The 12,283-nt window shown below is 65.3% G+C and carries 13 protein-coding genes; 3 read left to right on the top strand and 10 right to left on the bottom strand.

The window, feature by feature from the left end; all coding sequences use genetic code 11:
• Positions 1–3 precede the first annotated feature (3 nt).
• On the bottom strand, positions 4–318 hold the full coding sequence (locus Q0O97_RS01080) for a hypothetical protein (protein ID WP_294923560.1): 315 nt from the start codon (positions 316–318) through the stop codon (positions 4–6).
• 108 nt (positions 319–426) lie between these two features.
• The gene (locus Q0O97_RS01075) at positions 427–2,196 is read right to left on the bottom strand and encodes an alpha/beta hydrolase (protein WP_294923557.1); all 1,770 of its coding nucleotides are present in this window, start codon (positions 2,194–2,196) and stop codon (positions 427–429) included.
• 369 nt (positions 2,197–2,565) lie between these two features.
• Here Q0O97_RS01075 and Q0O97_RS01070 point away from each other — a divergent pair, with 369 nt between their 5' ends.
• Both Q0O97_RS01070 and Q0O97_RS01065 read left to right on the top strand, forming a co-directional pair.
• Positions 2,566–3,900, top strand: coding sequence for an MFS transporter (locus Q0O97_RS01070; RefSeq protein ID WP_294923555.1), 1,335 nt, complete (start codon positions 2,566–2,568; stop codon positions 3,898–3,900).
• A 78-nt stretch (positions 3,901–3,978) separates the two neighbouring features.
• Positions 3,979–5,064, top strand: coding sequence for an FAD-dependent oxidoreductase (locus Q0O97_RS01065; RefSeq protein ID WP_294923552.1), 1,086 nt, complete (start codon positions 3,979–3,981; stop codon positions 5,062–5,064).
• Between the two features lie 21 nt (positions 5,065–5,085).
• On the opposite strand, the gene Q0O97_RS01060 is transcribed toward Q0O97_RS01065, so the two are convergent.
• The 8 genes from Q0O97_RS01060 to Q0O97_RS01025 form a co-directional block, all read right to left on the bottom strand.
• On the bottom strand, positions 5,086–5,775 hold the full coding sequence (locus Q0O97_RS01060; RefSeq protein WP_294923549.1) for a GntR family transcriptional regulator: 690 nt from the start codon (positions 5,773–5,775) through the stop codon (positions 5,086–5,088).
• 133 nt (positions 5,776–5,908) lie between these two features.
• The gene (locus Q0O97_RS01055) at positions 5,909–6,670 is read right to left on the bottom strand and encodes an alpha/beta hydrolase (protein WP_294923547.1); all 762 of its coding nucleotides are present in this window, start codon (positions 6,668–6,670) and stop codon (positions 5,909–5,911) included.
• Between the two features lie 60 nt (positions 6,671–6,730).
• Positions 6,731–7,846, bottom strand: a complete 1,116-nt coding sequence (locus Q0O97_RS01050; RefSeq protein ID WP_294923544.1) for a Zn-dependent alcohol dehydrogenase — start codon at positions 7,844–7,846, stop codon at positions 6,731–6,733.
• A 73-nt stretch (positions 7,847–7,919) separates the two neighbouring features.
• Positions 7,920–8,228: a DUF6166 domain-containing protein gene (locus tag Q0O97_RS01045; RefSeq protein ID WP_294923541.1), complete on the bottom strand. Its 309-nt coding sequence runs from the start codon at positions 8,226–8,228 to the stop codon at positions 7,920–7,922.
• Positions 8,225–8,416 (bottom strand): hypothetical protein, encoded by a 192-nt coding sequence (locus tag Q0O97_RS01040; protein ID WP_294923538.1) that lies wholly within the window; start codon positions 8,414–8,416, stop codon positions 8,225–8,227. The genes Q0O97_RS01045 and Q0O97_RS01040 overlap by 4 nt, the downstream gene beginning before the upstream one ends.
• Positions 8,417–8,468: 52 nt before the next feature.
• Complete coding sequence (locus Q0O97_RS01035; protein ID WP_294923535.1) at positions 8,469–8,840, bottom strand: hypothetical protein; 372 nt, start codon at positions 8,838–8,840, stop codon at positions 8,469–8,471.
• Positions 8,841–8,859: 19 nt separating this feature from the next.
• Complete coding sequence (locus Q0O97_RS01030; protein WP_294923532.1) at positions 8,860–9,645, bottom strand: sterol desaturase family protein; 786 nt, start codon at positions 9,643–9,645, stop codon at positions 8,860–8,862.
• 229 nt (positions 9,646–9,874) lie between these two features.
• Complete coding sequence (locus tag Q0O97_RS01025; protein WP_294923529.1) at positions 9,875–10,501, bottom strand: XRE family transcriptional regulator; 627 nt, start codon at positions 10,499–10,501, stop codon at positions 9,875–9,877.
• A gap of 315 nt (positions 10,502–10,816) precedes the next feature.
• Here Q0O97_RS01025 and Q0O97_RS01020 point away from each other — a divergent pair, with 315 nt between their 5' ends.
• Positions 10,817–12,241 (top strand): FAD-binding oxidoreductase, encoded by a 1,425-nt coding sequence (locus Q0O97_RS01020; RefSeq protein WP_294923526.1) that lies wholly within the window; start codon positions 10,817–10,819, stop codon positions 12,239–12,241.
• Positions 12,242–12,283 lie beyond the last annotated feature (42 nt).

Below are 12,283 nucleotides of genomic sequence, written 5' to 3'. Positions count from 1 at the left end.
TGCTCAGGCAGCTTCGTGCTGCAAAAAGGATTCGATATGGCGAAGCGCCGCAATGGCCATGTCCGGGCTTACACGCGCAGCGGCAGCGTCATCGCCCCTCAGGGCGATCCGGGCCAGGTGTTTGCGCAGCCCATCCACGGAAAGCGCGCCGTCTTCCCTTAACGCGGCAATGGCGATTTGCCCGATGGTGAAGGCTGCCATGTCCGGGTTGGTCACATATTCCGGTGTTTGGCGGTGGGGCTGCGTGATGGTTGCGCTGCTCATCAATCCCTCGTTGCATTGCGAAATCGACAGTCCGAAGATCTGCTTGGCACTCATGATTACACGCCGGACAGACCGCCCCATGCGCGAACTGTCCCTGCGTCGTGCATGACCTATCTAGACGGTGCGGTTCAGCACTGTCATACGCCGATTGGTGTATGCCCTTCAGTTTTGGCGCGCCGAGGCGATGATGCGATCAAGAATAAGATCGTTGCGCTGGTAGAAGACCAGTTCGGCCGCACCGGGCACCGGCTCGACCGTGATCATGGGATTGTCCCGTTCCAACTGCCTGCACGACGCGAGGTCCACGGCGCTATCCTCAAGCGGCGCCAGATACCGCATGGGGATGGGCAGTTCCCGCAGCGCGCCCTCCATGTCGTGGCGCGAAAGCTGCAATTCCCGCACGAAGGTCGCGTGACCCTGTTTCAGCAGATGTTCGCAAGCGTTTCGGATCAATGCCGTCCAGTCGGGATTGCGCACCGTTTGCTGGTTCAGCGGCGTATGGCGGAACGCGCGATCCAGATACCAGTCCAGGCCGTGCTGGCGCATCATCCTGTGCCCGGATTTGGCCATCAGCTCGGCAACCCAGGGCGCGCGCTCGGCCAGTTGCAGCATGATACGCTGGATCTGCGGCTGACGACGCACCCCCGAAGGGTCGATCCCGCACGAGAAACCAACCGCCAGGATTGCGTGGAAGCGCGAGGGGTTTGCGACCGCCTCGACCACAAGGGGCAAGGTGCCGCTTGCCATGCCGACACCCAGGCAGGGGCGTCCTACGACCTGGTCGAGAAAGGCCCGCAATGCGACCAGGTTGTCGCTCATCACGTCAAGCGAGGGGTCCATCGTGCTGTTGCCGTGACCGGGCCGCGACGGAAGATAAAGGCAGATACCCGCATCGTGCAGCCGGGCCTCTCCATCGCCGGGCAGCAGGTAGGTCATCGGCAATCCGCGCAGCATGACCACCGGCACGCCCCGCCTGGCGCCCATCCAGGTCCAGGCGATCTTGCGTCCGTCGGGCATCTCGATCAGCTTTTCACGGCCCAGGGGGTCGTGCCAGACAGGGTCCTCGCCCCTGAACCCGACATGTTCGCGGCTGGCGATCATCGCCAGCAGACGCATCAGGTCGATATTCGACGGGGCGCCCATCTTGGCCATGATCGTCTTGACCTGGGTGCGCACCGTCAGCAGCGACACACCCCGCTGCGCCGCGATCGATTCCAGGTTGCGCAGGCGAAAGAACAGATGCGCGACCTCGGATTCCGCCTGGGTGAGGCCAAAGGCCTGTTGCAGCCGCTCGGCGATACCCGCCCCCCACGCGATTTCCAGCGAGCGGATCGCGATATGCGCGCGGCTCTGGCCGGGCATGCGAATCAGATAGCCCTCGGCCAGGAAGGATTCTCCATAATCCTCGGTTGCGGGCAGGATCGTCAGGATCGCTTGCGCCGCGTTGCCCTGCCCGGTGGCGGCGCGCAGCAGCGCGCGATAATCCTCGACCGAGTTCGGCGCGATGACGGCAGCGTCCATGAGCGCGCCCTGTCGTTTGCCGAACGCGCGTTCGCCCGCGATATTGACGACAGCGATGTTGCCGTTGGGCGACAGCACCATCGCCGGACCGGGCACTTCGGAAACCGCCAGTTTCAGCGGGTCGTTTTCCGCCGGAACGTCCATCTGCTCCAGGGTATTGCGAAAGGCCAGCAACTGGCTGAACAGCCCCTTGGAAACCTTGGGCTGGCCGGTGCCTGCGCCAGACTGGGCAAGCTTGGCGCCCCAGTTCGCAACCATTTCATCGAAGGCATGTTCGTCGATGATCGAGCGATAGGTGCTGGCGATGATATCCAGGTCGATATCGTCACCCGAATCCTGGCCTTCGCTCAGTTGAGGCGACAGGAAGAGATGCTGATCGGCCAGTGGCGTCTTGGATTCGGAATCGGGCACGAACGGACCTTTGTCAGGCAGACCCTCACGACATCGCATTTTGCCCGTCTGCGTTCAACTGCCCGATAGCGGGACCCCGGCAATCCGCAAGTTTCGGACCGCCGCGAGGGGTAAAATGCCCGGCAGATCCTCATCAGCATGGAACGCGGCTTCAAGGCGGAACAGGCGGAGATCCCTGCTCGGGCGCTTAACATATTTTTGCCCATCGTCTGATATATTTGTTGCATCCTAATAGTAGATCTGTTTGCTTGACCGCACTCAGAGGGAGGAGACGACATGACAGACCTCACGACAGGTGCGGGGGGGATCACGGCCCCGCGCCCATCTGCCGAAACGGTGCGAGGGCCTGACGATACGGCAACGGATGCCATGATCGCCGCGCGCCTGGACCGGCTGCCGATGACGGGTTATCAACGCTTCATCTTCGGCATCATCGCGACGGCCTGGTTCTTCGATTCGATAGACCTTGGCTCGCTGACCTTTCTGCTCGGCTCGATCCGGGCCGAGTTCGGGCTGACCACCGCCCAGGCCGGGCTGCTGTCCAGCATGAGCTTCATCGGCATGTTCCTGGGGGCGGCCATCGCGGGCATGGCCGCGGACCGTTTCGGACGCAAGATGGTCTTTCAGGTCAGCATGATCTTCTGGGGGCTGGGCAGCCTCTGGTGCGCCTATGCCCCCGATGCGCAGACCCTGGGCTATGCCCGGCTGCTGCTGGGCTTTGGCATGGGGATGGAATTCCCGGTCGCGCTGGCCATCGTGTCCGAAATCCTGCCAAGCGCCAAGCGCGGGCGCTACCTGGCGATCCTGGAAGGCTTCTGGCCGATCGGCTTCATTGCGGCGGGGCTGCTCAGCCTGTTCTTCCTGACCCATTTCGACTGGCGCACGATGTTCCTGTTCCAGGCTTTCCCGGCGGCATTCCTGCTGGTCATCCGCATCTTCGTGCCCGAATCGCCGCGCTGGCTGGCCGACCGTGGCCGCCGGGCCGAGGCCGAAAAGGTCATGACCCGGATCGAGACCAACGTCCTGCGCCGCCTGCCCGCAGGCCGGCAACTGGCCGAACCCCGGCCCGAGCCGACGCGCAGCAAGGCCGCGCGCCGCTTTTCCTTCATCGAGCTGTGGTCCAACGGCTATGCCAGCCGCACCCTGATGATCTGGACGGTCTGGTTCTTTGCCCTTCTGGGTTTCTACGGGCTGACCACATGGCTCAGCGCCCTGCTGCAAGAGGCCGGGCACAGCGTCTCGCAATCGGTCACCTACACGATCACCATCTCGCTTGCCGGGGTGCCGGGCTTCATCGCCGCGGCGATCCTTCTGGACAGGTGGGGGCGCAAGCCCACCGCGATCATGATGCTGGTCGGATCGGCGGCGGCGGCCTATTTCTACGGCAATGCCACGACGACGGCGACGCTGATCTCGTTCGGGCTGGTGATGCAGTTCTTCCTGTTCGGCATGTGGTCGGTGCTTTACGCCTATACGCCCGAGCTTTACCCGACACGTTCGCGCGCGACCGGGGCGGGCTGCGCCTCGGCGGTGGGGCGGATCGGGTCGCTGCTTGGTCCCTATATCATCGGGATCGTGCTGCCGACCCTTGGCAACGCCGGCGTGTTTGCGCTTGGCGCGGGGTCCTTCATCGTCGCCGCGCTGGCCATCGGCCTTTTCGGGGTCGAGACCAGGGGCAAGTCGCTCGAGGCGATTTCCCACTGAACCCGGCGAAACCCGCGGCCGCCATCTTGCATGGCGGCCGTTTCATGTTTGAATGGACCACCACCTGAAAGGCCCGTCATGGCACCCAGACTGATCGTCATCGGCGGCGGCTACATCGGCACCGCCGTCGCCCGCCGGCTGGATGCCGAGATGGACGTCACCCTGATCGAACCGCGCGAGGCGATGGTTCACACCCCCGCGATGATCCGCGCGCTGGTCCACCCCGAACTGACCGGACGCGCCATCCTGCCCTATGACCGGCTGTTGCGGCGGGGCCGGGTGATCCGCGACCGCGCCCTGCGCGTCGGGACCGATGGCGTCGCGCTGGCGGGCGGCGCGACGGCCAATGCCGACCTGATCCTGGTCGCCACCGGCTCGTCCCATGCCGCCTTTCTGAAACCGCGGGGCGATTCGCTGGACGATTTCCGCGACAGCCAGGCAGATACCGCCGCGCGGATCGCCAAGGCCCGGCATATCGCCATCGCGGGCGCCGGGCCTGTCGGGATCGAGCTGGCGGGCGAGATCGCCGCCGCCCTGCCCGGCAAGCCGGTCACGCTGGTTTCCTCAACGGCGCGACTGATGCCCGGTTTCCCGCAGCGGCTGGGGCGGATGCTGGATGCCCGGCTGGCCGGGATGGGCGTCACGGTGATACAGGGCCGCGCAATCCTGCCGCGGCAGGACTGCCCCCTGACCGGCCCCTTGCTGCTGGAGGACGGGCGCCGGATCGACGCCGATCTGGTCCTGCCCGCCACCGGCGCGCATGCCCGTTCCGACATCTTCGGCGATGCACCGCTGGCCCATGACGGGCGCATCGTGACCGATCCCTGGCTGCAGATTTCGGACAAGGCCCCGATCTTTGCCGCCGGAGATGTCGCGGCGACCGGCGATGCCATGACCATCGTCGCCACGATGCGGCAGGTCCCCTACCTGGTCCATGTCCTGCGCGCCGCCGCCAGGGGCCGCGACATCCAGCGCCTGCGCCCTTACCGGCCCTGGCCCTGCGCGCCGATCCTGCTGCCGCTTGGTCCCCGGCACGGGGCAAGCTTTCTGCCCCTGCCCGGTCCGCTTCGCCCCCTTGGCGTGGTGGGCGGGCTGGCGACGCGGCAACTGAAGGGGGCGGATCTGTTCATTCCCAAATACCGCAGGGCTTTCGGACTTGCCTAGCCTGCCCGGCAACCACGGGATTCAGATGGTCGAGCGGGTGAATTCCACGATGTAATCCATCAGCGCATCCGACGCCACGCCCGCCTGTCCGGGATCGCCCGCGGCGATGGCGCGGGCGACCTGTTCATGCAGGCGGGCGCAGCGTTGCAGGTCCAGCGCCTCGCGGTAATGCTGGAACCAGAAGCGGCGCGACAGGCCCTGGATGCGGCGCATCGCGCGTTCGGCGAATTCGTTCCGGCTGGCGGCGACCAGGGCCTGGTTGAATTGCAGGTCCAGCCGGATGAAGGCCGCATGATCGCGGTTTTCGGCGACCTCGGCCAGTTCGTCGGCCAGGGTGGAAAAGAACCGCCGTTCATCGTCGTTGGCGCGTTGGGCCGCCTTGGTGGCGCAAAGGCGTTCGACCTCGCGGCGCAGTTCCAGCAGCAGCAACTGGCGCGAAAGGTTGATTTCCGAAACCAGCACGCCGCGGCGGGGCAGGACGTTGACCAGCCCTTCGCTTGCCAGACGTTGCAGCGCCTCGCGGACCGGGGTGCGGCCGATGCCCAGATCCTCGGCCAGTTGGGCCTCGGACAGGACCTGGCCCGGCGCAAGCTGCAAGGTCACGATCATTTCTTCCAACTGGTGATAAGCGCGGTCGGTCAACGTGTCGCCGCCCTTGCTCCGTTTGGGTGATGGGCCTTGGGCGGTATCCACGGACTCGACGACACTCATTCCTGACCTTCCGAAACAAGGGAAATGCCCGGACAGTCCGGGCTTCCTGCTGGTTTTCCAGATATATGTCGGGCATGTTACAATGCCGGGACGGCAAGAGAAAGCCACCTGCCGGAAATGCCGGATGCGAAAATCAGTCGCAGGCGGGTGGGCAGCGATCCGCGAAAGCCAGCAGTTCGTCCAGAAACCCCGCGGGATCATGCGCCATCGGAACATGGCCGCAGCCGGGCCAGACGCGAAGCTCGGCCCCCGCAATGGCGCGGGCCATGATCCGGGCATGTTCAAGCGGGCATTCGGGGTCGTCGGCGCCGTGCAGGATCAGCGTGGGCAGGCGGATATCCGGCAAGAGATCGCGGTAATCCGCAGCCTGCGCCGCAAGCCACGAGCCGGCGACGGCGGCGGGCGTGGCGGTTTCGCGCAGCCGCAACCGCCTTGCGCGGTCGGTGGCGTCGCGGATCAGTTCCGGCATGGTATCGCCCCGGAACCAGCGCGCATCCGCCCCGCCCGTCGCGCCGAGGCAGGGGCTGCCGCTGGCCAGCATCAACCCGCAAAGACCCTGCTGGCCGTGACGGCGCAGATATTCCAGCGCGACGAGGCAGCCCATGCTCCAGCCGACAAGCAGGACGGGGGCGGGCAGCGCGCACAGCACGGACCGCAGGTCGCAGGCAAACCCCGCAAGGCCGTAGGCGGCGGGATCGTCGGGCGACCACGATCCCGCCCGCCCGCGCAGGTTCGGCGCCACCACCCGGCGATCCTGCGCAAGCCCTGCCATCAGCGGCTGCCAGATCGAGGCGGTGCCCTGAATCCCATGCACCAGCACGATAGCGGGCCGGTCGGCGCCGACAGGCCCGGCGAACAGGCAGTCCAGACTGCCCTGGGGGGTCGTGATCTTCATCCTGCACCTGCAAGTTCAAGGCGCTCCCGGCAAGGACCCCGCCGGAAGCGCGCCATGGGCTCAGCCGTCAAGCGAGACGACGCTGCGGATCGTCTCGCCCGCCTTCAGCGCGGCGAAACCCTGGTTGATCTGGTCCAGCCCGATCTGCTGCGTGATCATCCCGTCCAGATCCAGCCGCCCCTCAAGATAGGCGCGGCACAGAAAGGGGAAGTCCCGCATCGGCCGCGCATCGCCATAGGACGAGCGCCGGATACGCTTTTCCTGCATGAGCGAGCCCCAGCGGAACGCGACCTCGGCATCCACGTCGGTCTTGCCCAGCCAGATCACCTGGCCGCCGGGCCTGACGGCCTCGACCGTCAGGCGAAAGGCGCGTTGGTTGCCAGCCGATTCCAGCACGACATCGACGCCCCGCCCGGCGGTCAGGTCGCGGGCGGTTCCGGCCGCGTCCTGGCTGGCGGGGTTGACCAGCGCGGTGGCCCCCATCGCCTGGGCGGCGGCCAGCCGGCTGTCTTGCAGATCGACGGCGATGATCGTCTCGGCCCCACCCAGCCGCGCGCCCTGGATGGCGGACAGCCCGACCGCCCCGCAACCGATCACCATGACCGAGTTTCCGGGCCGCACCTGCGCCACGTTCAGCGCAGCCCCCACCCCGGTCATGACCCCGCAGCCGATCAGGGCGGCCTGGGCAAAGGGCATTTCCTTGGGCACGGGGACGGCCTGCTGGTCCTGAACCACGCAATATTCCCCGAAGGCCCCCAGATACATCAACTGGTGCAGGTCGCCGCCAGCCGCCAGCCGCGCGCGAGGACGGCCATCGAAGGCCAGCGCGGCAGGCGTGTTCGCCAGGTAGGTCTCGCACAGGATGGGCAGGCTCTGGTCGCAGTAAAAGCAGTGGCCGCAATGCGGATTCCAGGACAGCACCACGTGATCGCCGACCGCGACGCCCTGCGCTTCGGGACCGACCGCCTCGACCACGCCCGCGGCCTCGTGCCCCAGGACGATGGGCATGGGCTGGCGCAGCGAACCTTCGATCACCTCAAGATCGGTATGGCACAGACCCGCGGCACGCACCCTGACAAGGACATCCCGCGCAGCCAGGCCGGTAACCTCGACGGTTTCCGTCCTCAGGGGGCTGTTCACCGAATGAAGGACCGAAGCCCTGAAGCTGAGATTCACTGCGCGGCTCCTTTCCTGCGGCTGGCTTGGCTTTGGGGGACGGCGGGGATGGCGTTGTCGCGATCATGGCCCCTCATCCCGCGCCGACGGTTTCAAGGCGGGTGATGGCGCTGTCCATGTCGGCCGAGGTCATTTCCCATTCGTTGCCGAAATTCGCCGTCACCTCGCGCATGAAGGGCCTGGCCAGCCGGATCGCCAGGCTTGCATCGCCCGAGTGGTCGTAGAGCAGGGCAAAGGCAAGCTGCGTCGCGGCCAGCCCCTCATAGCCCCATTCGTAATCTGCATTGGTGAATCGCTTGACGTCGGTGTGGCTGGGCAGGTCCTGCCCGTTCACCTCGACCACGACGCCGTCGATGGTGCGGTCGCCGGTATAGGTCTTCATGCTTTCCTCCTGTCGCCCTTGGTGCGCATGACTTCGGGGAAGATCCACAGCGAAAAGACGCTGAAGGGTCCCAGGAAAACCAGCGCCCATTGCGGGCCGGTCCGGCCGAGGTGGCCCATGTAGAACCATCCGGCGAGCGCGGCGAGCGCGACCATCACGGACAATCCGAACTTGATTGGAAATGGCATCGGGGGTTCCTTCTTGCTGACTGAATGGCTGGCGGCTGTATCCGGGCGCGGCTCAGGCCATGCTGCCCAGAAGCCAGGCGGTCAGGCCAAGGCCCGCCATCACCGTGGCAAGCCCCGTCACGCCGTCGCGCCACCTTCCGGGCCAGATGTTGAAAATTCCGGGCGTGAACAGGAATGCCATTCCGCCCACGATCACCATGCTGGTCCAGCGCAGTTGATCCAGCCCGAAGGCCAGCGTGCCGTAAAGCACCCCCGCCAGCAGCACCAGGTCGATGCCGATCAGCACCAGCCCGAGGGGCCGTTTCAGTTCGGGCCGGGTGGCAAGCGGGAAGACCCCGCTCAGCACCAGGACCCCCATGCTGCCGACGCTGGCCAACAGCGCAAAGATCAGCAGCCCGGCGGTATTGGGTTCGATCATGTCCATGACGTTTCCTTTACCGCGATCACTCGCCCGGATGGACGGCTGGCGCCTGCACGGGCTTGCGCGAGGTCTTGCGCATGTCGGTGCGGACATGGCTTTCGTCATAGCCGTTGAACAGATGCCCCAAGAGGCCGCGGTTCAGGTCCGAGGTGCCGAACAGCCAGTCCATGATCGGGAAGGTCAGGTTCATGTTGCGCTCCATCATCAGCGACTGGTCATGATGCGCGGTATGGTGGCGGCGGTTGGTGTTGACGAAGGGCATGTTGCGGACGAACCAGTTGTCTTCGACATGGCAGCAGAAATGCATGAATTCATAGATCATGTAGATGCTGGTGGTCGTCGAGATGAACAGCCAACCCACGTTCGGCGTGAACAGCCAGCCCAGCACGATGGCGCCGGGGATCGACATCAGCGTGAAGGCCGCCAGCGCATAGGGCGGGAAGAAGGTCACGCGATAGTCCTTGTGATCGGCAAAGCGCATCTCGGCCTCGGTGAAGAACTGGTGATGCTGCAAGGTGTGGCGGTTGTAGACCGCGCGCGCGATCGGGTTCCTGGAGGGACGGTGCATGACATAAAGATGCAGCCACCATTCGAAGAAGTTGCAAAACAGAAAGACCACCGGGATCGTCAGCCACTCCAGCGGCCTGACGTCGTGGATATTGGCCACATAGACGTAAAGCGCGGTCAGCCCGATGGTGTAGATGATCGCGATATGCAGAAAGCCGTTATACCAGCCCGCCACGCGCTGCCGGTAGTTGGCGCGATAGTTTCGCTGGCGCTCGGACATGCTCGTGGTTTGAAGTTCCATCTTCCTCTCCCTGAGACGATTCCTCGGGGTATAATATCTGTCTGATATATCATTATCAAGTCAGTAATATTCCTCTGGCGGGCGCCCTTGAATCTGAAATATTATCAATATGTTGGATTGGAACGCAGCCGGGACGGCGCTCATCTTCCGACAAGCGGCGGCCATCGCGATGCAAGGGGATTGTCGGCAAGGGCAGCGGATCGGAACGGTCCCGATCCGGCTTGCGGGGTCAGTTGCTCAGCACCCAGACCAGTTCCGCGTCCGTCTCGCCCTGCGAGGTCCAGCAATGTTCGGTCGTGGCGTCGTAATACATCGAATCGCCCGGATACAGCACCAGCGGTTCATAGATGCGGCTGTGAATGACCAGTTCGCCCTTCAGCACGGTCAGGAAGATCTCGCCATCCGAGACACCCCAGCTTTCGTAATCTTCCGGGTTGCGGGCCTTGACGACGGTGCGGATCGGGATGAAGCGCTTGTTCTTCAGTTCAGGGCACAGCAGGACGTTGTTGCAGGTGGCGGTGTTGACATTCTCGCCCCGCCCGGCCCGCGCGATGCTGCGCCGCCCGGTGGCATTGGGCAGCCCGTCGCCCTCGTTGAGCAGCCCGGCCAGTTCGACCCCCAGCCCGTCGGCGATCCGCTGCAAGGTGGTCAGGGTCGGCGAAAGCTCGTTGCGTTCGATCTTGGACAGGGCCGAGGGCGAAACCCCCGTCAGTTCCGCCGTCCGTTGCAGGGTCAGTTGCTGCTTCTTGCGCAGCGCCTTCAGCCGCGGCCCCAGATCCAGCGGCGCGTCCGAGCCGGACGGCCGCCGCCTGCGCTGGCGTTGCGCAATATATGCTACCTGGCTGACGATCGGCATGTCCATAACTCTGACTCGACAGGTCCCGACGTGATTTCCGGGTCCGAAACGGCGATAATCCCTTGGCTGGCGCGGGCAACCCGCGAACACTCTTGCGGCTTTCTCTGCCCCATCATCGCAGTATGATGCAATGGCTTGCCGCATGGAAACGACACAGCAGGAAATATAGCACTAAGATACAAATTTTTCCTATACGAAATTTTTATCTATCACTCGCACATATTTTTCGGCTATGACTCAGAAAAGAATGATTCTGGCCGCCTGCTTTTGCAGAAATGTCCGGTCTCTTGCCCTGAAAAACAGGATATGTCGCTTATGGCGCCACCCATCACCGCCGCCGATCTTCTTGCCGAAATCACCGGCCTTCTGGGGGCGGGCGCGGTCCTGACCGAAGCCGCCGACCTGGCGGGTTATTGCCAGGATGCGCGGCACAAGTTCCGCGCCCCCGCGCTGTGCGTGGCGCGTCCGCGCGATACCGCGCAGGTGGCGGCGCTGGTGGGGTTGCTGCATCGCCACGGCTGGCCGATGCTGCCGCAGGGCGGCAACACCAGCCTGTGCGGCGGCGCGACGCCGGACGACCGGCGGCCCGTCATCGTCTCGACCCAGCGGCTGAACCGGATCCGCGACATCGACCCCTTCGGGCTGAGCATCGCCGCCGATGCCGGCTGCACCATCGCCGCCCTGCAAGAGGCGGCGGCGGGCGAGGGGATGCTTTACCCCGTCAGCCTGGGTTCCGAAGGAAGCTGCCAGCTTGGCGGCACCATCGCCACCAATGCGGGCGGCACCGCCGTCCTGCGCTATGGCACGACGCGGGCGAACGTGCTGGGGCTTGAGGTGGTGCTGCCCGACGGGCGCATCCTGAACACCATGCGCGCGCTGCACAAGGATACGGCGGGCTACGATCTCAAGCAGCTTTTCATCGGGGCCGAGGGCACATTGGGGATCGTCACCGGCGCGGTGATGCGGCTTTACCCGGCGGCCCCGGCCTCGGCGATGTGCTGGCTGCGCATCGACGCCCCGGCCCGCGCGCTGGACCTGCTGCGGCTGTTTCGCGCCCATGCCGGGCGGCTGCTGACGGCGTTCGAGTTGATGAACGCGCAGCAGCTTGCCAATGTGCTGGACCACGGCACCCACCCCGCCCCCGTCGAATCCCGCGAGGGCTGGCACCTGATGGTCGAACTGACCGACACCCGCGCCCAAGGGCTGGACGACCTGCTGATGGCCGCGCTGGAAGAGGCGTTCGACCAGGGCCTGATCCTCGAAGGCACCGTCGCGCAAAGCCTTGCGCAGGCAGAAGCCATGTGGGCGCTGCGCCACAGCGTGACGGAATCGAACATGCGCGTGGGCGTCAGCATCACCTCGGACACCGCCGTGCCGGTCGGGCAGGTGCCCGCCTTCATCGCGCGGGCCGAGGCGGCGGTGGCGGCGATCCACCCCGAGATCCTCGTCACGGTCGTCGGCCATGTCGGCGACGGCAATATCCATTTCATCGCACTGTTTCCCACCGCCGCCTGGCAGGCCCTGCCCGACCCCGCCGCGACCGAGGCGCGGGTGCGCGAGGCGGTCAACGACATCGCCATCGAACTGGGCGGCACCTTCAGCGCCGAACATGGCGTCGGCCAAAGCATGGTCGCGATGATGCGCCGCTACAAGAGCGGGCCGGAACTGGACGTGATGCGGGCCTTGCGCGCCTGCCTCGACCCGTCCGGCCTGATGAACAGGGGCCGCGTGACCGGCTGAGCCGCAGCCCGAACCCCGATCAACGACACCGACAAGGAGGAA

The sequence above is a fragment of the uncultured Paracoccus sp. genome (genome assembly GCF_945915435.1).
In the GTDB taxonomy this organism is placed as follows: domain Bacteria; phylum Pseudomonadota; class Alphaproteobacteria; order Rhodobacterales; family Rhodobacteraceae; genus Paracoccus.
The sequence above is the reverse complement of the archived record's forward strand: the minus strand, read 5'-3'. Positions and strand labels throughout refer to the sequence as shown.

Bases quoted from the DNA above. Each gene is read 5' to 3' on its own strand.
- Q0O97_RS01025 (WP_294923529.1), bottom strand. From the start codon at position 10,501: ATGCCGATCGTCAGCCAGGTAGCATATATTGCGCAACGCCAGCGCAGG.
- Q0O97_RS01040 (WP_294923538.1), bottom strand. From the start codon at position 8,416: ATGCCATTTCCAATCAAGTTCGGATTGTCCGTGATGGTCGCGCTCGCC.
- Q0O97_RS01060 (WP_294923549.1), bottom strand. From the start codon at position 5,775: ATGAGTGTCGTCGAGTCCGTGGATACCGCCCAAGGCCCATCACCCAAA.
- Q0O97_RS01080 (WP_294923560.1), bottom strand. From the start codon at position 318: ATGAGTGCCAAGCAGATCTTCGGACTGTCGATTTCGCAATGCAACGAG.
- Q0O97_RS01035 (WP_294923535.1), bottom strand. From the start codon at position 8,840: ATGGACATGATCGAACCCAATACCGCCGGGCTGCTGATCTTTGCGCTG.
- Q0O97_RS01070 (WP_294923555.1), top strand. From the start codon at position 2,566: ATGATCGCCGCGCGCCTGGACCGGCTGCCGATGACGGGTTATCAACGC.
- Q0O97_RS01045 (WP_294923541.1), bottom strand. From the start codon at position 8,228: ATGAAGACCTATACCGGCGACCGCACCATCGACGGCGTCGTGGTCGAG.
- Q0O97_RS01030 (WP_294923532.1), bottom strand. From the start codon at position 9,645: ATGGAACTTCAAACCACGAGCATGTCCGAGCGCCAGCGAAACTATCGC.
- Q0O97_RS01020 (WP_294923526.1), top strand. From the start codon at position 10,817: ATGGCGCCACCCATCACCGCCGCCGATCTTCTTGCCGAAATCACCGGC.
- Q0O97_RS01065 (WP_294923552.1), top strand. From the start codon at position 3,979: ATGGCACCCAGACTGATCGTCATCGGCGGCGGCTACATCGGCACCGCC.
- Q0O97_RS01055 (WP_294923547.1), bottom strand. From the start codon at position 6,670: ATGAAGATCACGACCCCCCAGGGCAGTCTGGACTGCCTGTTCGCCGGG.